The 25,687-nt window shown below is 73.9% G+C and carries 24 protein-coding genes and 1 pseudogene; 12 read left to right on the top strand and 13 right to left on the bottom strand.

Annotated features, from left to right (window positions below; all coding sequences use genetic code 11):
- Positions 1-122: 122 nt before the first annotated feature.
- A complete protein-coding gene (locus LWC33_RS22550) occupies positions 123-764 on the top strand; it encodes a cysteine hydrolase family protein (protein WP_233306419.1) in 642 nt (213 codons plus the stop codon).
- Between the two features lie 133 nt (positions 765-897).
- Here the strand turns inward: LWC33_RS22550 and LWC33_RS22545 are convergent, their stop codons facing one another.
- The 3 genes from LWC33_RS22545 to LWC33_RS22535 all read right to left on the bottom strand — a co-directional run bounded on the left by LWC33_RS22545 (position 898) and on the right by LWC33_RS22535 (position 4,492).
- On the bottom strand, positions 898-1,482 hold the full coding sequence (locus LWC33_RS22545) for a GNAT family N-acetyltransferase (protein WP_233306418.1): 585 nt from the start codon (positions 1,480-1,482) through the stop codon (positions 898-900).
- Between the two features lie 227 nt (positions 1,483-1,709).
- Positions 1,710-3,089, bottom strand: a complete 1,380-nt coding sequence (locus LWC33_RS22540; protein ID WP_233306417.1) for an MFS transporter — start codon at positions 3,087-3,089, stop codon at positions 1,710-1,712.
- Between the two features lie 68 nt (positions 3,090-3,157).
- Entirely contained in the window at positions 3,158-4,492 is a 1,335-nt protein-coding gene (locus LWC33_RS22535) for a nicotinate phosphoribosyltransferase (protein WP_233306441.1), read from the bottom strand.
- A gap of 713 nt (positions 4,493-5,205) precedes the next feature.
- Between LWC33_RS22535 and LWC33_RS22530 the strand changes: the two genes are divergently transcribed.
- Together LWC33_RS22530 and LWC33_RS22525 are read left to right on the top strand one after the other, a co-directional pair.
- Entirely contained in the window at positions 5,206-5,415 is a 210-nt protein-coding gene (locus LWC33_RS22530) for a hypervirulence associated TUDOR domain-containing protein (protein WP_233306416.1), read from the top strand.
- 3 nt (positions 5,416-5,418) lie between these two features.
- Complete coding sequence (locus LWC33_RS22525; protein ID WP_233306415.1) at positions 5,419-5,946, top strand: DUF488 domain-containing protein; 528 nt, start codon at positions 5,419-5,421, stop codon at positions 5,944-5,946.
- Positions 5,947-5,959: 13 nt separating this feature from the next.
- Here the strand turns inward: LWC33_RS22525 and LWC33_RS22520 are convergent, their stop codons facing one another.
- Both LWC33_RS22520 and LWC33_RS22515 read right to left on the bottom strand, forming a co-directional pair.
- Positions 5,960-6,508: a DUF1707 SHOCT-like domain-containing protein gene (locus LWC33_RS22520; RefSeq protein ID WP_233306414.1), complete on the bottom strand. Its 549-nt coding sequence runs from the start codon at positions 6,506-6,508 to the stop codon at positions 5,960-5,962.
- A gap of 45 nt (positions 6,509-6,553) precedes the next feature.
- Positions 6,554-7,309 carry a COG4705 family protein gene (locus tag LWC33_RS22515; protein WP_233306413.1) on the bottom strand — a complete coding sequence of 252 codons (756 nt, stop codon included), beginning with the start codon at positions 7,307-7,309 and terminating at the stop codon, positions 6,554-6,556.
- Positions 7,310-7,631: 322 nt separating this feature from the next.
- Between LWC33_RS22515 and LWC33_RS22510 the strand changes: the two genes are divergently transcribed.
- Complete coding sequence (locus LWC33_RS22510) at positions 7,632-9,221, top strand: hypothetical protein (protein WP_233306412.1); 1,590 nt, start codon at positions 7,632-7,634, stop codon at positions 9,219-9,221.
- Positions 9,222-9,277: 56 nt separating this feature from the next.
- On the opposite strand, the gene LWC33_RS22505 is transcribed toward LWC33_RS22510, so the two are convergent.
- The 4 genes from LWC33_RS22505 to LWC33_RS22490 form a co-directional block, all read right to left on the bottom strand.
- Positions 9,278-9,859 (bottom strand): hypothetical protein, encoded by a 582-nt coding sequence (locus LWC33_RS22505; RefSeq protein WP_233306411.1) that lies wholly within the window; start codon positions 9,857-9,859, stop codon positions 9,278-9,280.
- Between the two features lie 182 nt (positions 9,860-10,041).
- Positions 10,042-10,596, bottom strand: a complete 555-nt coding sequence (locus LWC33_RS22500) for a DUF2231 domain-containing protein (RefSeq protein ID WP_308190988.1) — start codon at positions 10,594-10,596, stop codon at positions 10,042-10,044.
- A gap of 66 nt (positions 10,597-10,662) precedes the next feature.
- Positions 10,663-12,000 (bottom strand): sensor histidine kinase, encoded by a 1,338-nt coding sequence (locus LWC33_RS22495; RefSeq protein ID WP_233306409.1) that lies wholly within the window; start codon positions 11,998-12,000, stop codon positions 10,663-10,665.
- Positions 11,997-12,647: a response regulator transcription factor gene (locus tag LWC33_RS22490; protein WP_233306440.1), complete on the bottom strand. Its 651-nt coding sequence runs from the start codon at positions 12,645-12,647 to the stop codon at positions 11,997-11,999. Before LWC33_RS22490 ends, LWC33_RS22495 begins: the two co-directional genes overlap by 4 nt.
- A gap of 165 nt (positions 12,648-12,812) precedes the next feature.
- On the opposite strand from LWC33_RS22490, the gene LWC33_RS22485 reads away from it, so the two are divergent.
- From LWC33_RS22485 to LWC33_RS22465, 5 genes are read left to right on the top strand one after another with little or no spacing between them, the layout of a single operon-like run.
- Positions 12,813-13,223 (top strand): hypothetical protein, encoded by a 411-nt coding sequence (locus tag LWC33_RS22485; RefSeq protein ID WP_233306408.1) that lies wholly within the window; start codon positions 12,813-12,815, stop codon positions 13,221-13,223.
- Between the two features lies 1 nt (position 13,224).
- Positions 13,225-14,154: an FAD:protein FMN transferase gene (locus LWC33_RS22480; RefSeq protein WP_308190987.1), complete on the top strand. Its 930-nt coding sequence runs from the start codon at positions 13,225-13,227 to the stop codon at positions 14,152-14,154.
- Positions 14,154-14,723: a ferric reductase-like transmembrane domain-containing protein gene (locus LWC33_RS22475; RefSeq protein ID WP_233306407.1), complete on the top strand. Its 570-nt coding sequence runs from the start codon at positions 14,154-14,156 to the stop codon at positions 14,721-14,723. The genes LWC33_RS22480 and LWC33_RS22475 overlap by 1 nt, the downstream gene beginning before the upstream one ends.
- On the top strand, positions 14,720-16,072 hold the full coding sequence (locus tag LWC33_RS22470) for an NADH-ubiquinone oxidoreductase-F iron-sulfur binding region domain-containing protein (protein ID WP_233306406.1): 1,353 nt from the start codon (positions 14,720-14,722) through the stop codon (positions 16,070-16,072). Before LWC33_RS22475 ends, LWC33_RS22470 begins: the two co-directional genes overlap by 4 nt.
- Positions 16,069-16,305: a ferredoxin gene (locus tag LWC33_RS22465; RefSeq protein ID WP_233306405.1), complete on the top strand. Its 237-nt coding sequence runs from the start codon at positions 16,069-16,071 to the stop codon at positions 16,303-16,305. Before LWC33_RS22470 ends, LWC33_RS22465 begins: the two co-directional genes overlap by 4 nt.
- 320 nt (positions 16,306-16,625) lie before the next feature.
- Here the strand turns inward: LWC33_RS22465 and LWC33_RS22460 are convergent.
- A pseudogene (locus LWC33_RS22460) lies at positions 16,626-16,772 on the bottom strand (helix-turn-helix domain-containing protein); the annotation flags it as partial.
- A gap of 318 nt (positions 16,773-17,090) precedes the next feature.
- Between LWC33_RS22460 and LWC33_RS22455 the strand changes: the two are divergent.
- Positions 17,091-17,402, top strand: coding sequence for an ABC transporter ATP-binding protein (locus tag LWC33_RS22455; protein ID WP_233306404.1), 312 nt, complete (start codon positions 17,091-17,093; stop codon positions 17,400-17,402).
- Here LWC33_RS22455 and LWC33_RS22450 read toward each other — a convergent pair.
- A complete protein-coding gene (locus LWC33_RS22450) occupies positions 17,368-18,846 on the bottom strand; it encodes a peptidoglycan D,D-transpeptidase FtsI family protein (RefSeq protein ID WP_233306403.1) in 1,479 nt (492 codons plus the stop codon). The genes LWC33_RS22455 and LWC33_RS22450 overlap by 35 nt on opposite strands.
- 101 nt (positions 18,847-18,947) lie before the next feature.
- On the opposite strand from LWC33_RS22450, the gene LWC33_RS22445 reads away from it, so the two are divergent.
- Positions 18,948-19,271 (top strand): hypothetical protein, encoded by a 324-nt coding sequence (locus LWC33_RS22445; protein WP_233306402.1) that lies wholly within the window; start codon positions 18,948-18,950, stop codon positions 19,269-19,271.
- A 581-nt stretch (positions 19,272-19,852) separates the two neighbouring features.
- Here the strand turns inward: LWC33_RS22445 and LWC33_RS22440 are convergent.
- Positions 19,853-20,890, bottom strand: coding sequence for a YhjD/YihY/BrkB family envelope integrity protein (locus LWC33_RS22440; protein WP_233306401.1), 1,038 nt, complete (start codon positions 20,888-20,890; stop codon positions 19,853-19,855).
- A gap of 197 nt (positions 20,891-21,087) precedes the next feature.
- Between LWC33_RS22440 and LWC33_RS22435 the strand changes: the two genes are divergently transcribed.
- On the top strand, positions 21,088-23,211 hold the full coding sequence (locus LWC33_RS22435) for an alkaline phosphatase family protein (RefSeq protein ID WP_233306400.1): 2,124 nt from the start codon (positions 21,088-21,090) through the stop codon (positions 23,209-23,211).
- Between the two features lie 67 nt (positions 23,212-23,278).
- Here the strand turns inward: LWC33_RS22435 and LWC33_RS22430 are convergent, their stop codons facing one another.
- Positions 23,279-25,504, bottom strand: coding sequence for an ATP-binding domain-containing protein (locus LWC33_RS22430; protein ID WP_233306399.1), 2,226 nt, complete (start codon positions 25,502-25,504; stop codon positions 23,279-23,281).
- Positions 25,505-25,687: the final 183 nt, after the last annotated feature.

The following is a 25,687-nucleotide window of genomic DNA, read 5'->3' as shown; positions in this document are numbered from 1 at the left end:
TGCCGCACCCGCCGACGCCGCTGCACCCTTGCTCGCAGGGAAGGCCCACGGTGGAGGTGTCCGCTCCCGGTCGCGGCCCTGCGTCCGCCTCACCCGTGGCAGAAGCGCAGAACGGAGCTCTCGTGGAGCAGATCCGCGGCCTGACCATCGCCCGCACCCTCGCCGATGTCGTCGCCGAACCGTTGGCGCTGGTGGTCTACGACATGCAGGTCGGGATCGTCTCGCAGCTGCCGGACGGGGCCGACGTCGTCGCCCGGGTCGCGCAGGTGCTCGATCTCGGTCGGCGGGTCGGGCTGCCGATCTTCCACACCCGGCACATCTCGCTCCCGGTGCAGGTCGCCGGGGTGGCACAGTTGCGCACCGCCATGGACTGGCAGCACCGGGAGCGCCCCGACGAGGTCGTCGCGCCGTTTCCGGCCGAGGCGCCGCAGACCCGGATCGTGCCCGAGCTCGCGCCGCGCAGCGACGAGGTGGTCCTGGACAAGATCACCATGTCCGCCTTCGCCGGCACCTACCTCGACATCGCGCTGCGCGACTGCGGCATCCGGTCCTTCCTCCTCGCGGGCATCGCGCTGGAGGTGGGCATCGAGCCGACCGTCCGCCACGCCATGGACCTCGGCTACCTGCCGGTCGTCGTCACCGACGCCTGCGGCAGCGGGAACGCCGAGGCCGCCCATAGGTCCCTGGACGCACTCGCGTTCGCCGGCGGCTCACTGCAGACCGACATCGCGTCCCTCCGAGCGGCCGCCCTGAAGACGCGTTGACCGGCGCCTCGTCTGACAGATGCCAGCGGATACCGACGATCGACCCTTCGATTCGCGATGCTCGACGAGATCCCCAGAGCCTCGATGCGCCGAGGGCGGGTGCGATCGACGGCGGGCTGAGCGGTGGTGCTTCCTACGCGACGAGTCCCTGCACGGGGCTCGCCGACGCGGGCTCGCCCTCGACGGCGATGGAGAGCATCAGCTCCGAACCATGGCGACGCACCCGCGTGATGCGGAAGACGCGCCGCACGGCCGCGTAGGCGGCCGCGTTCACCACGAGCACCTCGCCCACGAGCTCGCGGTAACCCAGCTCGACGGCCCGGTCCCGGGCAGCGTGCAGCAGCCGGGTGCCGACACCACAGCCCTGCCAGCGGTCCACGACCTCGACGGCGAGCTCCCCGCGGCCGTCATCGAGGTCCATGATCCGCACGATGCCGATCGGGTCGCCCTGGGTGAAGGCGGCGAGCGCAACGTGTGTGCGACCGTCGAGCGCGGTCAGGCTGCGGCGGGTGGCAGCCGAGAGCTCGGTGACCGGGGCCTGGAAGCGCAGGTAGCGACTGTGCGAGGACAAGCCGGCGAAGACCACGTCGACGACGTCGCCGTCGTCGGGGCCGAGCTCGCGGATGCGGACGAGGCGATCGACGGCGGTAGTGGCGGCATCACTCTCGGCGTCGCGGTGTGCGGTGCTGTCGTCAGTGGGGGTGATGGCAGCGTTCATCGGATCTCCCTTCTCGTTCCCGGGGCATTTCCCCGACGGCTGAAGGGTGGGCGTCACCGTGCGGTCGCACCGTCGGTCGACCGGCCCCTCGGCCGGAGGGTCCTGCCGTCCCCCGATCGATTGACGCGCTGCTCCCGCCCGTACGGCGAGGCGCCTCTTTCGTGCGCAGTCGGACGCCACAGCCCGGCCCCACCATCGTGGAGGGGCCGGGCCGGGGCCGGGCGGGTTCAGGTCTGTGGCACCCCCTCGACGGCGTCGGCGTCGTGTGCGCCGATCTTGCGGTCGGATCCCGCGTCGACGGGCTCGTCCTGCATACGCCGGTTCTTCGTCTCGCCGAGCGTGACGACACAGATCAAGCTGAGCAGCCCGAACCCGGCGATCATCAGCCCGACGGCGTAGCTGCCGAAGCTGCTGGCCAGCTGGGCGGCGACCAGCGGGGAGACGGCGCCCCCGAGGACGCCGCCGAGGTTGTAGCCCATGCCGGCGCCGGTGTAGCGGTAGCGGGTCCGGAACATCTCGGGCAGATAGGCGCCGACGGGCCCGTAGGCGATACCGAAGATCGCGAGCGTGCCGATGAGGCCGATCGCGAACCCGGTCCCGGAGCCGGTGCCCATGATCGGGAACAGGGCGAGCGCCCACGGGATGGACAGGACGCAGCAGGCAAGGATGACGGTGCGGCGCCCGAACCGGTCGGACACGATCCCCGAGATCGCGGTGGTCGCGCCGAACACGACGGCGGCGACGATGTTGAGGATGAGCACGGTCTGCCGGTCCAGGCCCGCGCCGGTCTCGCTCGTGCCGTAGCTGGTGAGGAACGCGGTGCCCATGTAGAACAGCGCGAACAGGATGGTCAGCACACCGCCGCCGAGCAGGACCTCACGCGGCTGCCTGCGGAAGACCTCGAGGATCGGCGCCCTGACGGAGGCGGCCGGCCGCCGGTTCTGGGCGTCGCGGAAGGCGGGGGTCTCGTCGATGGTCATCCGCACCCACAGCCCGACGCCGACCAGGACGACGGACAGCAGGAACGGGATCCGCCAGCCCCAGTCGAGGAAGGCGGCGTTGGTGTCGCCGAGCACGACGTTGATGGCGAGGAAGGTGCCGCTGGACAGCGCGAACGCCAGGGCCGGGCCCATCTGCGGGAAGATCGCGTAGAGGCCGCGCTTGGTCGGCGGGGCGTACTCGGCGGCGAGCAGCGTCGCGCCCGCCCACTCACCGCCGACCGCGAGGCCCTGCAGGAACCGTAGGACGACGAGGATGATCGGGGCCGCGATCCCGAGGGTGGCGGCCCCGGGCAGCAGCCCGATCATCACGGTGGAGATACCCATCAGCATCAGCGTGGCGATGAGCGTCTTCTTGCGGCCGAGCCGGTCCCCGTAGTGGCCGAACAGAATCGCCCCGAGCGGTCGGGCGATGAAGGCGACGGCAAAGGTCGCGAACGAGGCCACGATGCCCGCGCCGGTGCCGAGGGCAGGGAAGAACACTTTCGGGAAGACCAGGGCCGCGGCGGTGCCGTAGATGAAGAAGTCGAAGAACTCGATCGTGGTGCCGGCACAGCTGGCAAAGGCCACGCGCCGCATCGGCGCGGCGCGAGTGGTTCGGTGCTCCATTGATTCTCCGTTCGTTGGACAGATCAGAACTGGGGGTGAGGTGGGTCCGGCGATGTGCGCTCGGCGGATCAGGACGGGCAGCCGGCTGGTGCGCCGCTCAGCCGCGGTGTGCCGGGGGTCAGATCCAGGTCGCACGGGAGGAGTTCGGCCTTGGCGCGGCGGTGATGGGCGCGGACCTCCTCCGGTGTCGGGCTGTGTACGACGGCGCCGTGGCGGACGACGGGTACCTGCAGCGGCCGGTCGAGCGTCGTCCGGCCGAACTCGGAGCCGGTCCGGCCCGGGGTGGCGACGACGCGTTCGCGGGCGGCGTGCCCGGTGTCGTCGAGGTCGCGGTGGGCACGCTTGGCCCCACCGATCGTCGCCTTGCCGGCGCTGCGCTTGGCGACCGGGCGCAGCGGAGCGTCCGGGCCGGGGGCGTCGGCGATCGCGACGAGCTTGTAGATCATCTCTGCGGTGGGCGCGCCGGCGCCCGTGACCAGCCGGGTGCCGACCCCGAAGGTGTCCACGGGGGCATCGGTGAGCGCGGCGATGCGGTGCTCGTCGAGGTCACCGGTGACCGTGATCTTCGTGTCGCGAGCGTCGAGGGAGTCCAGCAGCGCTCGGGCCCGAGCGGCCTCGACGGCCGGGTCGCCGGAGTCGATGCGGATCGCGCCGAGGTCGGTGCCGGCCACGTCGATCGCGGTGCGGATCCCCTTGCCGGTGTCGTAGGTGTCGACCACGAGGGTGGTGCCGGTGCCGAGGGCGGCGACCTGGCCGGCGAACCCTGCCCGCTCGTCGGTGTGGGCGAGGACGAACGCGTGCCCGCTGGTGCCGGCGACGGGCACGCCGTGGCGCAGCCCGGCCTGCAGGTTGGAGGTGGCGGTGAACCCGACCAGGTACGCGGCACGGGCGGCGGCGACTGCGGCGTCTTCGTGGGTGCGCCGGGACCCCATCTCGATCAGCGGCCGGTCGGCGGCCGCGGTGACCATCCGGGCGGCAGCGGTGGCGACGGCCGAGTCGGCGTTGAGGATCGACAGGACGAGCGTCTCCAACAGCACGCACTCGCCGAACGTGCCGGAGACGGTGAGCACCGGCGAGTACGGGAAGTACAGCTCGCCCTCGCGGTAGGCGTCGATGTCGCCGGTGAAGGCGAACTCGGCCAGGTAGGCGGCGGTCGCGTCGTCGGCGAAGCCGGCGGCCTGCAGCATCGCGATCTGGCAGGCGGTGAACCGGAACTCCTGCAGTGCCTCGGACAGCCGGCCCAGTCCCGCGACGACACCGTAGCGGCGGCCGGCCGGTAGTCGACGGGCGAAGACCTCGAAGGTGGCCCGGTGCGCGGCGGTGCCGTCGGCGAGTGCCGCGCGCAGCATGGTGATCTCGTACGTGTCGGTGTGCAGCGCCGTCGAGGCGGCGGTGGTCGTCATGGGGGTGATGACCGTGTGCCCCGGGTCGAGGGGACGGCGGTCGAGAGGACGGCGGTCGATGGTTTCGGTCATGGCTTCCTTCCGAGGTGGGCCGGGTGTGCGGGCCGGTGTCGTGATCAGGTGCTGAGGTAGGGCGGCATGCGCGGCTGCTCGGCGGAGGCCGGTGACCGGGCAGGCCGCCCGGCCGATGTGGCGCGGCTGCTGTCGCGGGCCCCGTGTCGTGCCCTCCGGCGGGTTCACCGGGTCCCGCTGACCGCCCGGCGGTGGGCTCGGGCTGTGTCGAGGCGCGGGTCGGTGGAGAGGCTCACGGGATCCGCAGAGGTCATCGCCTCGAAGAACCGGACCGCGTATTCCCTTCAGCCGCGCCCACCCGCCGCACATGAACGATTCGCTGCTGCGTGCCTCAGCGGTCGTGAGAGCAGTCTCGCGGGGGCCGTTCCTGCGCGACCTCCGCCGACCGGTTGACGGCCCGGTCGATCGTCGGGTCCCCCGATCGGCCGGCCCCTACCCAGTCGTCCGGACGTGGTTCGTGACGTCGCCGGTGGTCAGTGCGGCAGGGCGTCGTCGTCGGGCCCGACACCCCGAGCACGTCATGGCATCTCCTGCCGCCCGGGGCGGATGGGTGCACCCTGGTGCGGGGCGGGGCGGGGCGGGGCGATGGCTGAAGGACGAAGATTCCGCGCGATGGGCACGTACAGGCAAGGAGCGCACAGATGGCTGAGCAGTTCTCCGTCGGAGACCACGTCAGGTGGAACTCCGAAGCCGGACATGTCGAGGGAGTCATCACGAAGAAGCACACGGAAGACGTGGAGTACAAGGGTCACATGCGGCGGTGCACCGAGGACGACCCTCAGTACGAGATCAAGAGCGACAAGACGGATCACATTGCCATGCACAAAGGAGGTGCGCTGAAGCGCATCTGAACGATGGCGCACCGGATCTGCACGATAGGACATTCGACCCGCACCTTCGACGAGGTGCTGGCGATGTTGCGGAACAACGCCGTCACGTACGTGGTGGACGTTCGCTCGTTTCCCTCGTCGAGGAAGTTTCCGCAGTGGAACCAGGCGGCGATCGCCGAAGCCTTGCCTGCCGATATCGGGTACCGGTGGATACCGAAGCTGGGCGGCCGTCGGCACACGCCGAAGAACGTGCCCAGTGTGAATGGCGCATGGCGGGTCAAGGCGTTCCGACACTACGCCGATTACATGGCGAGCGATGCGTTCGCCGAAGGACTGCGCGAACTGCTGGACCTGGCCGAGCGAGAGTGGCCGGCAATCATGTGCAGCGAGGCGGTGCCGTGGCGCTGTCACCGCGGCCTGATCACGGACGCGCTGATCGTCCATGGCGTCGAGGTCGTGGACATCCTGTCGAGGACGACCGCGAAGGCCGCGGTGCTGCACGAGCACGCGCGCGTCCAGGACGGGCTGCTGACCTATCCGCCGCAACCCTGACGTCGGCGGTGACTCAGGTTCCGACGGTGCCGGCCGCGCGCCCGGTCACAGCGGCAGCGCCGGCGCGCAGGCCGTCCCGGTCGAACCCGTGTCCGCCGTGCCCGTCCCAGACGCCGTGCAGCAGGAGCATGACTGCGCCGAGTGCCAGCAGGACCGGCCCGAGGAGGACGGGCAGCGCTGCCGCGCGCCGGCGCCATCCGGCAGGCTCCCGCCCGACCAGGATCTCGGCTTCCCGAAACAGCTGAGCCTGCAGGACGGCCCACAGTGCCGACCAGCCGTTCGGGACGGGGGTGTCGAGGGTGGGCAGGTCGGCATTGAGCGCGACGAGCTCGTCGCGGTAGCGCGCCTGATAGGCCCGGCCCAGGCGCTCCTCGGCCTCCTCCATCGTCAGCCGGCCTTCGCCGACCGCCTGGTGGATGACGGCGGCGGCGTGCTCACGCTCGGCGTCGGAGCAGCGCACGCGGCCCGCCCCGGGGGCGGACGGGGGGTGGTGCGCGCCGGTCGGCGTGTCGTGGCGAGGGTGGGCGGACGCGGTGCCGGCGCCGGTCGCGGTCGTGGTCATGGCGGATCCTTTCTGGACTCCTCGTCGGAGGGGCGACGTGGTGTGTCAGGTGGCGGGCGCGTTCGGGTTCTTGGCCCGGGTGAGGGCGTCGTTGCGGGTGATCGCCAGGTAGCCGAGGACGAGGGCGATGGCCAGCGCCCAGAGTCCGGCGACGAGCGCGGTGTCGATGCCCAACCCATTGCGGGAGGTCGGGCCGCCCATCCAGTCGGCGAAGGAGGCGCCGAGCGGGCGGGTCAGGACATAGGCGATCCAGAAGGCCGGGATCGCGCCGAGTCCGAACCGGCGGTGCGCCACGAAGGGGACGGCGATGAGGGCGTAGAACACCAGGCCGGAGACCAGATTGCCCAGCCGCCAGCTCTCGGCGGTGAGGTCCCCGACGGCCGTTCCCAGGGCGAAGGTGGAGATCACCGCGGTCCAGTAGAAGCCTTCCCGCCTGCGGGTGGTGATCGAGCGGAACGACACGGTGCCCTCGCTGCGGTACCAGGCGACGAACACGGCGGCGACGGCCAGCAGGGAGACCAGGGAGGTGGCCCAGACCGGGATGCCGAGGGCGTGGGGGACGTCGGCGGCCATGGTGCCGAAGACGGCGACCAGGCCCACCGTGGACCAGTAGCGCCAGGCGACATAGCGATCGGCTCGCAGCTGCGCGCGGAGCGCCACCACGAAGGCGATCGCGACGAGGGCGACGACGATCGGCCCCACCCGGCGTACCAGGGCGTCGGAGGCCGCCTCGCCGAGCCCGGTCGAGAGGACCTTGACGAGCCAGAAGAACGCGGTGACCTCGGGAACCTTGTTCCCCATCCGGGGTGGTGCAGCGCGACGGGGAGCGAGCTCGGTCATCGAAGGGCGGCCTCTCGTGAACAGGACGGAACGGGCTCCGGGCCGGGGTCGGGGCGTTGCGTGCCGGGAGCCGCTTCGGAACATCGATCACACTGCCGATCAGGCGTGAGGCATCGGCGTGGACTCGGTCGGAACTCGGTAAGAACGACGGTGCCTCTCGCCCCGGCTGCTCTCACTGTGCCCCTGGACGCGTGCGCCTCGGCATGTCCACGTCCTCGCAGTTAACCGTCCGCTTGCCGAGCGTTTACCGGCCCGACAGGTGATCTCTCCTACGTTCCGGCTCATGACGATCCCGGTCGGCACGCAGATTCCCGGCCCCGCCGGGCCGGCCGGCGCCACGCGCCGTGGTCAGCGAATTCGCGCAGCAGCGTGGGCGCTCGTCGGTGTCTCCACGGCCGCGGTGGTGGCCGTTCCCGCCCGGCTCCCGTTCTACGACTACGCCGAGTGGCTGCTCCAGGGCCGGATCGTGCACGAGATCCTCACCGGCGGGACGGTGGACGGGCAGCGGGTCACCGAGATCTACTCGCTGCTCCCGGTTCCGGTCCCGAACCTCGCCGCGCCGGCCGGGATCGCGCTGCTGAACCTCGTCCTGCCGATCGAGGTGGCGGGGCGGGTGTTCCTTCTCCTCGGGTGCCTGGGCTTCGTGGCCGGCTACGCGTTCCTCGTTCGTCGGCTGCAGGGCAGGCCGACGGTGCTGGAGTACACGGGCCCGATATGGGTCCTCGGCTACTTCCTCGACCGCGGCTACGTCAGCTATCTGTTCGGCCTGCCGCTGGCGTTCGTCGGCATCGCCGCCCTGCAGCCGGTTCTCGCGGGCCGTCCGCTGAGCCGACGACGAGCGTGTGGGATCGCAGCGCTGGGCCTGCTCACCTTCCTGGCGCACCTGATCCCGTGGGGCGTGCTGGTGCTCGCGGTGCTGATGCACGCCGTGGTCCTGGCGCGGAGGGCCCGTCGCCGGGAGGCCGCGGCGCTCGTGGCGACCTGCCTGCCCGCCGTGGTCCTGCTCGCCTGGTACGCGGCGGCCGCGCCGGTGGACCACCACCTGTCCTTCTACACGTCGCTGCGGGACAAGGCCCTGGCGCTGGCCGAGCCGTTCCAGGCGTTCCTGCGGCTCGATCCGTTCCCGAGCGTCGTGCCGACCACGGTGATCGAGGTCGTCGTCGTGCTCGGTCTCGTCGGGCTCGCGGTCGACGGGCTCCGCGCCCGGCGCCGGGACCTCGCCCATCCCGTCGTCCTGACCGCGGCGCTCCTGGCGGTCGTCGCGGTGCTCGACCCCGTCGGCAACGTCAACAGTCTGACCAAGCCCGATCAGCGACTGGTGTTCCCCGCCGTCCTGATGCTGCTCGCCGCGCTGCGGTGGAAGCGGGCGACCGCGGGTCGGCGCGGCGTCGTCGTCGCCGCGGTCGTGCTGCTCGCCGGGCTGCACCTCGTCCAGCTGCTGGCGGTGCAGTCGGACCTGCGGGACCTGACCTCCGCCGCGAGGCGTGTCGTGCCACCCACCGCACGCGTGGCGACCGACGCCGTCTCGGTCGACGGCGGGTGCGGGTCCACGGTCGGGCCGACCATCGGCCTGCCGGCGCTCAAGTGGGTGGACGTCGACCGGCTCCTGGCCTCCGGTCAGCTCCGCGCCGACCTGCAGGAGACCTCCGGGATCGCCCTCCGGCCGGGGCTGCCCCCGGCGGGCCTCACGCCGCTGAACTCTGCGCCCGACCGCATCGGCGCGGCGATCGCCGCCGCGGGCTCGCCCCCGTACGTCGAGGTGTTCGCCTGCCCGACCGACCTCCGAGGCGTGCCGGACCAGCTCGGCGACGGATACGGCGTCGCCGCCGCCGGGTCGAACTACCTGATCCTCGAACGGCAAGCGGCTGGGTGACGCGGTCCGGGGCGGCAGCAGAGGCTCGTCGTCCACGGAGTCCTGGTGCTGGTGTCCTAGTACTGGTCCTGCATCTGTGACCCGAGGCTGCAGGCAGCGCCGGCGCTCAACGCCAGATCGGTCGCGTTCGCGGTCGTCGCGACATCGGGCGAGTCCGGCGCGTCGATCCAGAAACGGCGGGCGGCCGCCTCGCCCGCGGCGAGCGCGCGCGGGTCGGCGGGGTCGCCCACCACGGCTGTCGCCGGGCTCGCGAGGAGCGCTGCACGCAGTCGCCGCATCCGGGTGCGGGCGTCGCGCTCCGAGGCCCCGGGCGCCCCGGGTACGAACACCACGACTGCGGGGCGCATCTGCGCGACCGTCTCCGCCACCAGGTCGTCGTCGAGCGTCACAACGACAGTGGCCGCAGCAGGCACGTCGAGCAGCGCGGCCAGCACCCCGCCGCCACCGCGGCCGTCCCTGAGCTGCGCCGCGCAGGCGGCCGCGATGGCTGCGGCCGTGCCCGGACGTGCTGCGCCGGCCACGAGCACGAGCGACCGTTCGCACGCGAGGTAGGCCGCGGTCCGCGGCTCGATCGTCCGTGCAAGACGGGCACCGACGGCGGCTTCCGGGTGCCCGAGACGGCGGGTCAGCGCGGTCACGGCGCGCGCGGCACGGAGGGCGAGCCGTACGCGAACCGGCAGGGGCTCGGACACGACGTCCCCATGGTCAGGGTCGAGAGCCGATGCAACCTGGGAGCGGCGGGCCACGCCACGATGCTGTCCCTCGACGGGTTAGCGGCGAGCAAATCGACCGTCACGAGGCCTCCGAGCCCACGTTCGGCCTAGTCCTGAGGGGCTCCGGGGTGCCGCGGCTGCGGGGCGTAGTGGACGTCGCCCCAGGCGGCGCGGGCGCCGCTGTCGCCGATCCGGACGACCTGGACCGCAGAGACGGCCGCGAGCAGCACGGTCAGTACGGCGAGCACCACGATCGCGACCTTGGCGGGGCCCTGGGCGACGCGGGGTGCGGCCATCGTCCCGGGCCCGTCCGCGCGGGCCGCGGCGAGCTCGCGGTCGGCCGACCGGCGGCGCAGGTGGTCGACCAGGACGAGCGCGAGCACGACGACCAGCAGCGGGCCGACGAACACCAGGAGCTGGTCGCCGAGCTCGGCGTGGGTCGCGATGGCGGGGGTGCGGGGCAGGTTGTGCTCGAGCCCCTCCCCGGTGCTCGTCGCCAGGGGCACCGACACGGCGGCCAGCGCGGTGAGCACGACGACGGGCCAGCCCCAGCGGCGTCGGGCGGCGGGCCACACCGCCACCAGGACCGCGCCGATCACCGCCGCGGGGACGAGAACGACCACGGCGTGAATGACGAGGGGATGCAGCGGGAGTCCGGTCACGAATGTGGGCACGGATCTGCCTTCCGCCGGCGGGACAGGGTCACGTTCGATCGTCGCCGGTGTTCTTCAGAGGTTTCTTGGAGGGCCGGCCGGGTCCGGGGCCGCCTCGGTCCCGGGGGCGCGCAGGTCGTGGACGGCGGCGATGGGCAGCGTGAGGCGGAACGTCGCACCCTCGTCGGCCTCGACGAGCTCGACGAGCTCGACGCGTCCGCGGTGCACCGCGGCGATCTCGGCGACGAGCGCGAGTCCGAGGCCGTAGCGGCGGCGCCCGGACTCGGCGTGCCGGGCGGAAGTGGTGAACCGGTCGAACAGCCGCGGTGCCAGGGCGGGATCGACGCCGTCGCCGTCGTCGTGGACCTCGACGACCGCGTCGTCGTCGGTGGTGACCGCGACCGAGACCAGCCGGTGGGCGTGGTGGGCGGCATTGTCGACCAGCGCGGTCACGGCACGGTGCAGCGCCGCTGCGGAGCCCTCGACCTGCACCGTGCGAGGCGCGGTGAGCCGCAGCTCCACCTGGTGCGTCGCGGCGCCGGCGGCTGCCGCGTCGAGCACGTCCCGGCACAGCGCGACGAGGTCGACGGGTTCGCAGGGGCGGTCGGCGAGCGGGTCCGCGGCGAGCAGCAGGTCCTCGAGGATGGCGGTGAGGCGGGCGGCGTCGGTGACGACGCCCTCGGTCTCGGTCAGGAGCCGGGGGTCGGCGTCGGGGTCGCGGCGCAGGCGCCGGCGCAGCAGTTGCGCCCGGGTGCCGAGGAGGGTGAGCGGGGTGCGCAGCTCGTGACCGGCGTCGGCGACGAACCGGCGCTGCAGCGTGAGCGCGGCCGAGAGCGGGCCGAGTGCGCGGTGGCCGAGCCAGGTGCCGACCGCGCCCGCGGCCACGAGCCCGACGACGCCGGTCATCAACATCGTGCTCAGCAGCCGGTTGCGCTCGGCGTGGTTGGCGGTCAGGTCGAGGATCGCCTGGACGGTCGTGCCGTCGGCGCGGTGCAGGGTGGAGATCTCGTACTGGGTGTGGTCCACGTTCCGCTCCACGGCGGGCGGATGGCCGCCTGCCGTGGCCTCGTCGAGGGCGTTCCGGTCCATGACCCCGGCGGGAAGCCCGGAGGTCTCGGTGACCCGTCCGTCCGGGGTGCGCAGGACGAGGAAGGTGCCTGCCGGTGGGTCGTCGACGTCGTCGGCGCGGGCGATCGCGCCGTCGAGCTGGGCGGTGACCTGGGACTTCTGTGCCTCGATGAGGACGACGACCGCCGCCGTCGTGAGCAGCACGACCAGCGCGGCGGCCAGGGCCGCGGCCTGGACCCCCAGCCGGACGGCGGCGCGGCGGGCCAGCACGACCTCACCGGCGGGCCTTCCGGCCGTCCGCCCCGCGTCCCGGCCTCGCGTCCGGAGGCGCATGCGCGCGGTCATGGCGCAGGCGTGCCGACGCGGTAGCCGCGTCCGCGCACCGTCTCGACCACGGTGCGGCCGAGCTTCCGCCGCAGGTAGTGCACGTACGTGTCGACGACGACCGGGTTCTCCGCCTCGGGGAACGCCAGCACCAGCAGGTCGTCGCGGCTGAACACCTGGCGGGGGCGTGCGGCGAGGGTGGCGAGCAGGTCGCACTCGCGCTGGGACAGGGCCACCCGGCCGCCGGCGGTGCAGACCTCGCGGGCGTCGAGGTCGAGCCGGGCCTGGCCGACCGGCATCTGGCGGGCCCTGTCGAGGTGGCGCCGGCGAAGCGCCCGCAGCCGAGCGAGCAGCTCGTCGATGTCGAAGGGTTTCGCCAGGTAGTCCTCGGCACCGGCGTCGAGTCCGGCGACCCGGTCGGCCGGGTTGCCCAGCGCCGACAGGACCAGGACCGGGGTCGTGATCCCGCTCCGGCGCAACCGGTTCAACAGGTCGAGGCCCTCGACGGCGGGAAGCCCGCGATCGAGGACGACGACGTCGTAGTCGCGGGTCAGGCCGTGGTGCAGGCCGCTGTGCCCGTCGGCGGCGACGTCGACCGCGTACCCCTCCTCTGCCAGCAGCTCCGCCACCATCTGCGCGAGCTCGGCCTCGTCCTCCACCAGGAGCACCCGGGGCCGGGGCGCATGCGGGTCCGTCGCCTCGGCGGGAGCGGTGCGAGGGTCGGTCGTCACGCCACCATCATGGCGCCGTCGGCGGCGGCTCCGCGGTCGGCGTCCGGACCGTCCCGCGCCTGCTCCCAGGAACCTCCAAGAAGCTGGGGGTTGGCTGGGGGCATGGACGATCTCCGGCGCTTCCGTCTCGCCGTCCGTGACCGGGGTCTGCGGCGGGCGTCGCGGGTCACGGGGTGGGCCGCGGCGGGCGGGGTCGCGGCGACGGTGGTCGCGGCGGTGGTGTTCGCCCGCACCCCGGCCTCGGCCGACACCGAGGACCCGGCTCCGGCCGCGCAGCCCGGCGTCACCTCGACGCCGCCGACCGGTACGGCGCCCGATCCCGTACCCGACGCCGCGGCTGCTCCCGTGCCGCGCACCGGCGCGGCGCCGTCGACCGCTCCTCCGGTCCGACACCACGCCCGGAGCACGACCTCCGGTGGCGGCGCGAGCACCGGGAACGTCCTGCAACCTCCCGCGACGGCGCCCCAGCCGGTCTCGGGCAGCCACGCCCACGTCAGCTCGGGAGCGTCGTGACGTGACGGTGATCGTCATGCCGCCCGCCGCGGAGTCGTTCCCGGCGATCGGGACCACCGCCACGGTGGTGGTGACCGACCGTGCGGCGCTGCGCGACGCCGTCGAGCTGCTGCGCGAGGACCTGACGGAGCTCGACCGGGTCTGCTCGCGCTTCCGGGCCGACTCGGAGATCCGGCGGCTCGAGGGCACACCGGGCACCGCCGTGGCGGTGGGGGACACCCTCGCCGTGCACCTCGACGCGGCGCTGCGGGCGGCCGCGACGACGGACGGGCTGGTCGATCCCACCGTCGGTTCCTGTCTCGAGGCCCTGGGCTACGACCGTGACCTCGCCGAGGTCACCGACTCCGGCGAGCCGGTCGTCCCGGTGCCGGCCCCCGGCTGGTGGCGGCTCGGGTGGGACCTCGAGCAGCGCACGGTGATGGTGCCCCGGGGCGTGCGCCTGGACCTCGGTTCCACGGCCAAGGCCCTGGCCGCCGATCTCACCGCGATCCGGATCACCTCTCTCGTCGGCTGCGGCGTCCTGATCAGCCTGGGCGGCGACGTGGCCGTCGCGGGCCCGCCCCCGGAGGAGGGCTGGCGGGTCCGCGTCACCGACGACCACGGCGTCGACGGTCCCGGTCCGATCGTCGCGATCAGGTCGGGCGGGCTCGCGACGTCGGGTACGGCCCGGCGCCGCTGGCGACGAGGGCGGCTGGAGTGCCATCACCTCGTGGACCCGCGCACCGGGCTGCCGGTCGACAGCCCCTGGCGCACGGTCAGCGTGGCCGCGGTCTCCTGCCTGGACGCGAACATCGCGGCGACGGCCGCGCTCGTGCTCGGCCGGGCCGCATCCGACCGGCTGGCCGCCGCGCGCCTCCCGGCACGGCTCGTCGACACCGACGGCGAGGTGTACACGCTGGCCGGCTGGCCCGCCGAGGAAGGCGGCCGCTGATGTGGACCTGGTACGCCAGTCGCGGCGCCGGGATCGTCTCGCTCGTCCTGCTCACCACGACCCTACTGCTGGGGATCTCCGGCGTCGCCCGGGTCGCCACGGCCCGCTGGCCCCGGTTCGCGCTGGCCCGGCTGCACCGCAACCTCGCCCTGCTCGCCGTCGCCTTCGTCGCCGCCCACGTGCTCACCGCGGTGCTCGACGGCTACGTCGACCTCACCTGGCTCGACGCCGTCGTCCCGTTCGGCGCCGGCTACGAGCCCTTCTGGCTCGGGCTCGGAGCCCTCGCGCTGGACCTGCTCGCCGCACTGATCCTGACGAGCCTGCTCCGGGCGCGGCTCGGGCTGCGAGCCTGGCGCGTCGTCCACCTGACCGCATATGCGTGCTGGCCCCTCGCCGTGGTCCACGGCCTCGGCATCGGCGGCGCCGACTCGACCACCGGGTGGGTCCTGGCGGTGACCCTGAGCTGCGTGGCGGCCGTGGTCGCGGGGCTCGTGTGGCGGGCCCGGATCTGGACCTCGACCTCCGGCTCCGCGGCCTCGGGTCCGTTCCCCAGGAGGTGGACACGATGACCCTGGCCCGTCCCACGCACCGGGTCGAGCCGGAAGCGGCCACGGACCCGTTCGGCGTCCCGATCCGGCCGGACGTCCGGCTGCTCGCCTCGTGGTACGTCGACCGCCGTCCCGACGACCTCGCCGCTCACCTGCGGCGGCACGGCCCGCTCCCGCACCTCGCGCCGGAGGAGCTGATCGCCCGGGTCGACGCGGCGGGTCTGCGCGGGCGCGGCGGCGCAGGCTTCCCGACCGCGGCCAAGATCCGCGCCGTCGTCCGCGGGCGAGGGCGGCGGGGCCGGCGCCGTCCGGTCGTGGTCGCCAACGGGTGCGAGGGCGAACCCGCGTCGCACAAGGACGCCGCGCTGCTGCACTGCGCCCCGCACCTGGTCCTCGACGGGATCGCGCTCGCCGCCCGCGCCACCGGGGCCGGTACGGCGTACCTGTGCGTGCACGCCGGGTCCCCGGCGGCACAGGCGCTGCGCGAGCAGGCCGCCGCCCGACGCGATGTGGTGTCGGTCCGCGTCGAGGAAGTGCCCGCCCGCTACGTCGCCAGCGAGGCGTCGGCCCTGGTGCAGTACCTGTCCGGAGGCCCCGCCCTGCCCACCTCGGCGCCGCACCGCGCTTCCGAGCGGGGCGTCGGCGGGGCGCCGACGCTGGTCGACAACGTCGAGACGCTGGCCCATCTCGCTCTGCTCGCCCGCCACGGCGCCGACTGGTTCCGCGTGCTCGGCACGTCCGCACTACCCGGCACCCTCCTCGTGACCACCGGGGGAGCGCTGCGCCGGCCCGGCGTCGTCGAGGTGCCGGCAGGGACCCCGGTACGCGCGGTCCTGGACCTCGCCGGCGGTCCGGTCGAACCGGTCCAGGCGGTGCTGTGCGGCGGCTACGGCGGAACCTGGGCGTCGCTGGACGTCCTCGACGTGCCCCTGGCCCCGGGGCCGCTCGAGGCCGTCGGGGCGACCCTCGGCGTGCCCAGCCTGCTCGCCCTGCCCGTGCGGGCCTGCGGGCTGACGCAGACCGCGCACCTGCTGCGCTACCTCGCCGGCGAGTCCGCCGGCCAGTGCGGGCCCTGCACGTTCGGCCTGCCCGCCCTCGCCGAGGACGTCACCGCCCTCGCCTGCAGCGGCCCGGAGGCACCGGCGGCCCACGCCCGGTTGCTGCGCCGGCTCGAGCTCGTCGCGGGCCGAGGTGCCTGTGCCCATCCCGACGGCGCGGTCCGCCTCCTCCGCAGTGCCCTGCGGGTCTTCGATCGCGACCTCCGCCGGCACCTGGCCGGCCGACCCTGTCCCGCCGCCGCCGAGGCCCCCGTCCTTCCCCTGCCCCGGCCCGGGAGGCCGATCCTTCCGTCCTCGCGGGTGAGCCGATGACACACCGATCCGTCGGGCAACGCGTCCGCCTCGACCCGATCGCCTGCACCGGGCACGGTCTGTGCGCCGACCTCGTGCCCGAACTCGTCACGCTCGACGAATGGGGCTACCCGCGGCTGCAGCACGGCCGGACCAGCGGGCCCGTCGACGCCGACACCCTCCCGCTCGTCCGCGAGGCGGTGACCGCCTGCCCCACCCTGGCCCTCCGCATGGAGCCGGCCCCGCTCGAGTAGGCGGGCCGTCGTCCGCGGCACACCCCCGGCCGGCCGGGCGCGCCGTGCTGGTCGCGGTCGTCGGGCTCCCGCCTGACGCGCCGACGGGTTTGTACGGCTTCGTCGTGGAGCCGCACTGCTCGCGCGTGCGCCTCCCGGGCGCGGGCGAGCGCATCGTCGGCCCGGGTCCGGGCCCCCGCCCCGACGGTCGGGGTCGACCCGCGCTGACCGTGCTCGTGCTCGCGCGGCGACCGCAGCCCTCCAGCAGCGCTGCCGTCGGATCGCAGGGTGTCAGTGGGTGCACGGCCGTACACCTGGCGGTACAGGACGGCGAAGCGACCGGGATGGGCGAAGCCCCAGCGGGCGGCGACGGCCGCGACCGTGTCGCCGTGGGCGGGGTCCACGGCCTGCAGGTCGCGGTGGGCCCGAGCGAGCCGGACCCGGCGCAGGTGGTCCAGGGGGCTGCGGTCCGCGTGCTCGCGGAACAGGTACTGCAGCTCGCGCGGGCCGATCCGGGCGGCGGCGGCGTGTCGGCCAGACCGATCGGATGATGGGCGTTGTCGTCGATGCCCAGTAGCGGGCCCTCGCCGGTGAGATCGGCCCGAGGCCGGTGAACTCGAGGGCCTCCGGTTCGATGCCGCTCACCGCCGCGGCGTGCGCGGCGACCCCGTCGCGGTCCAGGGTCAGCGGGGCGAGGTCGATCTCCTCGCTGGTGGCCCGCCACGGCTCGTGCGGCGGGACCAGGCAGATGTCCCCGGCGACGGTGTGGAGCTCCCTGCCGCGGTGCGGAACGACAGGCGGCCGGCATGGACCTGTTCCACGCACAGCAACCCGCCGAGCGGCCCGTCGTAGTCCACCGTGATGCACTGGAACCGGGTCACCGCGAAGTCGGCAGTGCTGCGCATGTGCTGGGAGAAGGCGAGCTCACCGCCCTCGCTGCTGCCGAGAGCATTCCACCGTCAGCACGCCCCGTCGAGCATGCACTGGTCGGGCAGCCTGGCCGGCTGCTGTCGCGTGGGCAGCGGCAACGGATCGCGCTCGCCCGGGCCGTCGTGGGTGCCCCCGAGCTGCTCGTGCTGGCGATCAGCTGGGCGGATTGGCCAATGCGGCGGCCATGACGTCGCGGCCGATGGGCGAGGCGACCGAACCGCCGGTGGCGGCGTCGCCGAGGTGCCCGCCGTTCTCGACGATGACCGCCACGGCGATCTGCGGGTGCTGTGCGGGGGCGAAGCCCACGTACCAGGTGTGCGGGGGCGTGGTCTTGGAGTCGGTGCCGTGCTCGGCGGTACCGGTCTTGGAGGCGATCGTGACGCCGGGGATCGCCCCGTGCCCGGTGGTGTCCTGTTCCGAGCCGATCATCATCTGCGTGATCGTCGACGCCACGCCGGCCGGGATCGCGCGGTCGAGCTGCTGCGGATCGGTCCGGTCGATCACGGACAGATCGGGCGCGTCGATCTCCTTCACGAGGTGGGGGGCCATCCGCACGCCGCCGTTGGCGATCGTCGCCGCGATCTCGGCGTTCTGCAGCGGGGTCTCGCGCACGTCACGCTGCCCGATGCCGGACTGGGCCAACGCCGCGGCGTCGGCCATCGGGCCGAGCTCGGAGGCGGCCACCGGCTGGGGGATCTGCAGGTCGCTCTGGCCGAACCCGAAGGCCTGGGCCTGGGCGCGCAGCCGGTCGGCGCCGACCTGGTCGGCCAGCGTCGCGAAGGCGGTGTTGCACGAGCGCGCGAGGGCCTCGGAGAGCGTGACGGTGTCGTTGCTGCCGGGCCCGCAGTGCTCGCCGTTGTAGTTCTCCAGCGTGGTGCTGGTTCCGGGGAGGGTGATCCGGGACGCGGCCGTGACCGGGGTGTCCGGCGTGACGCCCTGCTGCAGCGCGGCGGCCAGGTCGACCAGCTTGAAGGTCGATCCCGGCGGGTAGGTGTCGGAGATCGCCCGGTTCTCCAGGCTGCCCGGGTCGTCCGCCGAGTCGGCGGCGAAGGCCTTCTTGGCGGCCGCGGTGTCGTGCGACGCGAGCGGGTTCGGGTCGAACGACGGCGTGGAGACCATGGCCAGGATCGCGCCGGTGGACGGCTGGAGGGCGACGACCGAGCCGGCGTAGCCCTTGCTCGTCAGGTCCTGGTAGGCGACCTGCTGCAGCTGCGGGTCGATCGTGGTCACGATGTTGCCGGGGGCGGGCTGCTGTCCGGTGAGCACCGAGGAGACGTGGTTGAACAGCAGCCGTGGATCGGATCCGTCGAGGACCGGTTCGGCGGCCTTCTCGAGCCCCGTCGCCCCGTACAGCTGTGACAGGTAGCCGGTGACCGGGGCGTACATCGCCCCGTCGGCGTAGCTGCGCTGGTAGGGCTGCGATCCTCCCGCCGCCGCGCTGGAGGCGAGCAGCCTGCCCCCCGCGCTGATCTGACCGCGCGGTTGGGAGAACTCGGCCAGCACCGTGCGCTGGTTGCGCGGGTCGGCGGCGTACCCGGGACCCTTCACGACCTGGACGTACGTCAGGTTGGCGAGCAGGAGCACGATCAGCCCGACGACCACGAGCCCGACCTTGCGGACGGCGGTGTTCACCAAGCCTTCCCTCTGGCTGGACCTCGACCGCTCATGGAATTCACCGTAGCGCGCCGCGCATCGGGCCCCGGGCGGGCGCCGCCACCGGCTACGCGGTCACCGTGCGGGCGCGCGATCGCACCGAGCGGTGGGACCCGGCCCGGCTGGCGTCGCTGCCGGCCGTCACCGTCGACACCCCGGAGTCCGACGGTGCGACCCGGCAGACCGGTCCTACCCTTGACGCCGTGCTCACTGCAGCGGGTGTCGCGGACTACTCCCGCGTGCGGATCGCCGGGTCGAGCGAGTCGGTGGAGCTCGGGTCCTCGGAGGTCGGGAAGGACCTGCTGCTGGCCCAGACGCGCCGCGGCACGGTCACGCTCGCGGGTCCGGGTCTCGACCAGTCCCGGTGGGTCCGGGACGTCACCGACGTCGACGTCACCACCTGATGGGCTCGCCGTCGGGGTCGTCGGGCTCGTCGGTGCGCGAGGCCGACCTGCTGATCGGGATCGACGACACGGACACCCCGGTCACGCGCGGCACGGGCTGGCTCGCGCAGCGGCTGATCACCGAGCTGGCCGACCGGGGACTCGGCCGCTGTGCCGGGGCGACCCGCCACCAACTGCTCCGGGACCCGCGGATCCCGTTCACCTCGCACAACAGCAGCGCCTGCCTCGCGTGGCGGCGCGCCCCGGGCGCGAGCGTCGCACAGATCGTCGAGGTCGCGGGCGACTTCCTCGCCACACGCTCCGCAGCCGGCTCCGATCCCGGGCTCGCGGTGGCCGAGCGGGACCTCGCTCAGGCGGAGGCGCTGATCGGCTTCGGACGGTCGGCGAAGAGCGAGGTGCTCGAGGCCGGCGCCGCCCGGGCCCTGGCCGATGCGGCCGGGGTGCACCTGTCGGGGCACGGCGGGACCGAGGACGGGCCGTCCTGCTGCTGGAGCACACGCCGAGCGGATGGCGCTCGCGCCCCGCTACCGGGTCCACGCGCACTGACGTCGGGGAGTCGTCCGGCGCGGGACCTCCGCCCGTCACCGTCCCTCCTGTCCGCGACGGGTCAGCAGGCTGCCGCAGACGAGGCCGGCCAGCGCCGCGACCCCGGCCAGGCCGGCGCCGGCGGCCGTCCCGAGGCCTCGGCGGACCTGGACCTCCGGCCGGATCACCGCGGGTTCGGGTGGGGGCGGAGGGCGTTCGACCTGGTTCTCGCGGTCCGTCGCCGTCCAGGCGGCGATGAAGATCAGGAAGCGGGACACCGTGTACATGAAGACCATGAGGCCGAGGATCGGGCCGAACGCGGCCCCGGTCGGGCTCCGGGTCACGACCGCCAGGTACACCACCATCCCCTGCTTGATGAGCTCGAGGCCGACGGCCGCGCCGACCGCTGCCCGTCCGGCGATGCGCCAGCTGAACCGCTCGCGGGGCAGCCGCGCGTAGATCCAGAGGAACAGCAGCCAGTCGGCGATCAGGCTCAGGACGATGCCGAGCACGGTGAGGAGCACGCGGGCCCACCCGTGCTCGGCCAGTCCGAGGAACTCCAGGACCCGCCCGGCGAAGAAACCCGCCGCGGTGGTGATGCCGAAGGACACCGCCGCCGCCAGGCCCAGCCCGAGCAACGCGGCGAGGTCGACCACGAGGCGGCGCAGGAACGGCGGCTCCCGTGGCGGTTGCCCCCACTGCTCGGACAGCGCGGCGCGCAGGTTGCTCATCCACCGCATCCCCGTGTAGGTCGCGATGAGGATGCCGATCACGCCGACGGTCGAGGCGGACGCCACGGCCTGGTCGATGATCGAGTTCACCGTCGCGTTCAGTGCCGCCGGGAGAGCCTCGTCGATGTGGGCCCGTAGCCGCGCGAGGGGGTCCGGCTCGGCGACCAGCACCAGCGTCACCACGGCGAACGCCACCATGACGAGGGGGACCAGCGCCAGCAGGCTGAAGTAGGTGATCCCGGCCGCATAGTGGTTGCCGTGCCGTTCGGTGTACCGCACACCGGCGCGCACCAGGTGGTCGAGCCACGGCTGACCCCGGCGCAGCCGGTCGAGACGGGCCAGGACGTTCGGCTGGTCGGTCACCGTGGCCTCCCACCCGGTTCTGCGTTGCGTCGACCACGGTCGCGAACGCTTCGCCGACACCGATCACCCGCGCGGGGTGACGTGCGCGGGCTCGGCGGCGTGCGTGCCCGGCCGACATCCCGCGCAGGGCCAGTGTCCAGGCCTCCGCGCCGCGCTGCTCGTCGACGCGGACGGACGCCTGCGGGCACGATGCCGGGATGGACACGCACGCGGGCCCGAGCCTGCGCGCGAGCGGCCGCGACGTCCGGGACGGCCTGATCGGGCTCGTCGCCACCGGCGTGGCCCTGCTCGTCGCGGCGTGGGTGCTCGACGGGCTGTCCCTCTCGCCGTGGTGGACGGCGTTCGTGGTCGCCGCCGTGATGGCCGTGGTGGACTTGCTGGTGCGGCCGGCGCTGCGGGCCCTGGTCCGGCGGGCGGGTGCCGTGACCGCGCTCCTGCTGGGGGTGGTCGTCCAGGTCGCCGTGGTCGAGCTCGCGCTCCTCGCGGTGCCCTCGGCCGCCGTGGCCTCCCTCGGCGCCACGGTGGCGACGCTGGTGGTCGTCGCCGTGGTCTCGGTCGTGACCCGCTGGCTGCTCGGTGCCACCGACAACACCTATCTCGTCGCGAACCTGATCCGCCGCGGCGAGCGACGACGGCGCCGCACCCCGCGGACCGGCGCGGACCCCGGGGCCTCGCCCGTCGGCGTCGTCGTGGTGCAGGTGGACGGTCTGCCGTTCCCGTTGCTGCAGCACGGGATCGTCTCGGGCGTCCTGCCGACCCTGGCCCGCTGGGTGCGTTCCGGCGGGCACGACGCGGTCCGGTGGTGGGCACAGGTCCCGTCGACGACGCCGGCGAGCCAGGCGGCCCTGCTGCACGGCACCAGCGACGGCATCCCGGCCTTCCGCTGGTACGAGAAGGACACGGGGCGGCTGCTCGTCGCGAACCGCCCCGCGGACGCGGCCGTCGTCGAGGAGCGGCTGTCGGACGGGCGCGGGCTGCTGGCCGACGGCGGCGTGAGCGTGTCGAACATCTTCAGCGGGGACGCCCCGACCGCGTTCATGACGATGAGCCGCATCACCGGCCGCGGCGGCCTCGGCCCGGGCCGCGGCTACGTCGGCTTCTTCGCCAGCCCGTTCGTGTTCCCCCAGGCACTGGTGCGGACGGTCGGCGAGATGGTCAAGGAGCTGCACCAGCGCCGACGGCAGCGCCTGCGGGGGATCGAGCCGCGGGTCCGCAGGCGCGGCGCCTATGTGGCCCTGCGCGGGCTGACCAACGTCCTGTTGCGCGACCTCAACGTCGCCCTGGTGGCCGAGCACATGATCGCCGGGGTCTCGGTGGTCTTCGTCGACCTCGTCGACTACGACGAGATCGCCCACCACGCCGGCGTCGCCCGGCCCGAGGCGCTCGCCGCGCTGGCCGGCGTCGACGGTGTCCTCGGCACCCTCGAGAAGGTGGCGGCGGCCGCGCCGCGCGAGTACCGCTTCGTGGTCCTGTCGGACCACGGTCAGAGCCAGGGGCCGACGTTCCGCCAGCTGACCGGGCGCGGCCTGGAGGAGGCGGTCCGGGAGCACACCGACGCGGCCGGGGCCGCGACGCTGGTCGACACCGGTGACGTCGAGGTGTGGGGGCCGCTCAACGCGATGCTCGCCGAGGTCCTGTCGGCCGTCCGGCCGGGGGCGGGGCGGGCTGACGGGCCGCCGGGTTCCGGCGGCACGGGGGTGGTCGTCGGACCGCAGCGCGGAACGCCGGACACGGCGTCCGGTGAGCGGCCGGAGCTTGTCGTCGTGGGTTCGGGCAACCTCGGGCTCGTCTGGTTCCCCGGACTGCCGGGGCGCGTACCGATCGAGGACCTGGACCGTCGGTTCCCGGCGTTGGTCCCCGGCCTGCTTTCCGAGCCCGGGGTGGCGTTCGTCGTGGTGGACAGCGCGCGCGGCCCGCTGGTCGTCGGTCCGGACGGCGTGCGGGTGCTCCTCGAGGGCGTCGTCGAGGGCCGGGACCCGCTGGCCGGGTTCGGCCCCCGGGCCGCGGCCGACCTGGCGCGCGTCGCCGTCATGGGCTCCTGCCCCGACCTCTACGTCCACTCCACGGTCGACCCGCGCACCGACGAGGTGCACGCCTTCGAGGAGCTCGTCGGGTGCCACGGCGGCCTCGGCGGGTGGCAGAACGACGCCGTGCTCGTCCACCCCGCGGACTGGCCGCTGGACGCCGACCTCCTCGACCGGACGGTCGAGGGCGAGGCGCTGCTGTACGGGGCCGACGCCGTCCACCGGCAGCTCGTGCGGTGGCTCGAGCGGTGCGGTGCGCGGCGGGCGGTGCCGGCGACACCTCTGCACCACCCGTGATGCAGAGGTGTCGGGGCTGGAGCTGCCCGACGTCACGCTCCCGGTGCCGGGACCGGACGCCCGCGTCTCATCGCTCCACGTGCAGCAGCCCGAGCCGCCGGGTGGCACGGGTGATCGACACGTAGAGATCGGCGGGGTGACGGGCCCGGATGCCGTCCGGATCGACGATCACCACGACGTCGAACTCCAGCCCCTTCGCCGACACCGGGGTGTGCACCTCGGCGGGGAGCCCGGCGAGTCCCTCGACGTCGGCCGCGATCACCGCGAGCGTCCCGCGCCCCAGCTCGGCCGCCTCCGCCTCGACCGCCGTGTGCAGCTCGGCCCCGAGCTCGGCCGCGGGCACGGTGCGCTGCCACGGCTCCTCACCCGTCGACCGCACCGACTCGGGCGGCTGTCGGTCGGGGGCGAACTCGGCCAGGACGCCGGCGGCCAGGGCCATGATCTCGCTCGGCGTCCGGTAGTTCACCGTGAGCGTCCGGTAGGTCCACCGGGAGCCGAGGTGCGGGCCGAGCACGTCCGCCCACGCCCGTGCCCCGGCGGGGGCGCTGCGCTGCGCGAGGTCGCCGACCGCGGTGACCGAACGCGACGGGCAGCGCCGCAGCAGGACGTGCCAGTCCATGGCGGACAGCTCCTGTGCCTCGTCGACGACGAGATGGCCGTAGCGCCAGTCCCGGTCGGTGGCCGCCCGCTCGGCGACGCTCGCGAGGTGTCCGGGCACCTGCCGGGCGGCGAGGACGTCGGCGGTGACGAAGTCGGTCGGGCGCAGCTCGTCCGGGTCCTCGCCGGCGATCCGGCGGTCGGCCGACTCCAGGATGCTGAGCACCTCCGCGGCGTAGCGGCTGTCAGGGTCGCCCGGCCCGGGCCGGTCACCGGGCGGCGGCCCGAGCAGCTCGGCGAGCTCGTCGAGCAGCGGCGCGTCGGCCACCGTCCACGCCGCACCCTCGGGGCGGTGCAGCCCCGTGAGGTCGCCGAGCCCGCCGGGTCCGTCGAGTCCCTCGCCCGCCGAGGCCAGCCGCTCCGGGCAGGCGTACAGCTCGCCGAGCGCCTGCTCCGGCGTGAGCACCGGCCAGAGCTCCTCGACGGCGGCGTGGAAGTCGAGGTTCGCGCGCAGGTCGTCCCGCAGCTCGGCGCGCATCTCGGCCGTCACCTCCGCCGCGCCCGCGGGCTCGATCTCCGGGATGTCGAGGTCGCGGAGGAGCTCCGCGAGTTCGGGCGGGTCCTCCAGGTGCCGGTCGAGCTTCTCCAGGCCCTGCTGGACGAGCAGGCCACCGAGCGCGTCCCGGAACGTCGTCCGGGCGGCGTTGTGCGGCAGGCCGGTGCCCCGGGCCCGCCGGCGGGCCTCGGCCGCCGTCGCCCGGTCGATCTCGACGGTCACGTCCTCGAGCTCGATCGCGATCGGCGCCGCGGGCAGCCGTTGCCGGTCGGCGACGGCGTGGCGCAGCACGTCGAGCATCGCCAGGTCGCCCTTGGTGCGGGCCACCTCGTCGGGGTCGACGGCGGTCGCGACCACGCCCTGCGCCAGCCGGCCCGGGGTGGTGAACACGACCGCCGACTCGCCCAGCGCGGGCAGCACGCCCCCGACGTAGCGCACGAACCCGGCGCTGGGCCCGACGACGAGCACGCCGCTGCGGGCGAGCCGCTCGCGGTGGGCGTAGAGCAGGTAGGCGGCACGGTGCAGCGCGACCGCGGTCTTCCCGGTGCCCGGCCCGCCCTCGATCACGACGGCGCCGGAGAGCGGCAGCCGGATGATCGCGTCCTGCTCGGCCTGGATCGTGGAGACGATGTCGCGCATCGTCGAGCCGCGCGGTGCCTTCAGCGCGGCGAGCAGTGCCGGATCCGACGCGGATCCGGAATCGGCGTCACCGTTCAGTACGTCGTCGTGGAATGCCGTGACGCGCTCGTCCGGCGCGATTCCGGCGAGCTGGAAATGGCGTCGCCGGGTCACGCCGAGAGGCGTGGCAAGGGTCGCGCAGTAGAACGGCCGGGCGGCCGGCGCACGCCAGTCCGTGAGCGCGCTCTCGCCGTCCTCGGGATCGGTGAGCCCGATGCGGCCGACGTAGGTCGTCGTCCCGTCGGTGTGGTCGAGCCGGCCGAAACACAGGCCCGAGCGGGCGGCGGTCAGCGCGTGGACCCGCTCCGACCAGCGGTGCACGGACACGTCCCGCTCGTAGCGGGCGCTGAGCTCGCCGCCCGTCTCCGCGGCCAGCGAGCCCCGCGCCCGGTCCGAGGCCGCGGCGAGCTCCGCGCCGAGCAACCCGTGCAGCCGGCGGATCCGGCCGGTCTCCGCGGACACTTCGTCCGCGACAGCGGGACTTTCCACGCCCTCCCCATTCGTGCTAGAATGAATATGTAGAGGTACGGATTCCGTCTCTGAGTGCACCCGTCAGAATAACTCCTCGGCACTTTCCTGTGCAATAATGGAGTCCGGGTGATCCTGCTTTCCCGGAGCACTCTTCACGTGCTGAGGGAACCGGTC

The sequence above is a fragment of the Pseudonocardia terrae genome, assembly GCF_021343995.1.
GTDB lineage: Bacteria > Actinomycetota > Actinomycetes > Mycobacteriales > Pseudonocardiaceae > Pseudonocardia > Pseudonocardia terrae.
The sequence above is the reverse complement of the archived record's forward strand: the minus strand, read 5'-3'. Positions and strand labels throughout refer to the sequence as shown.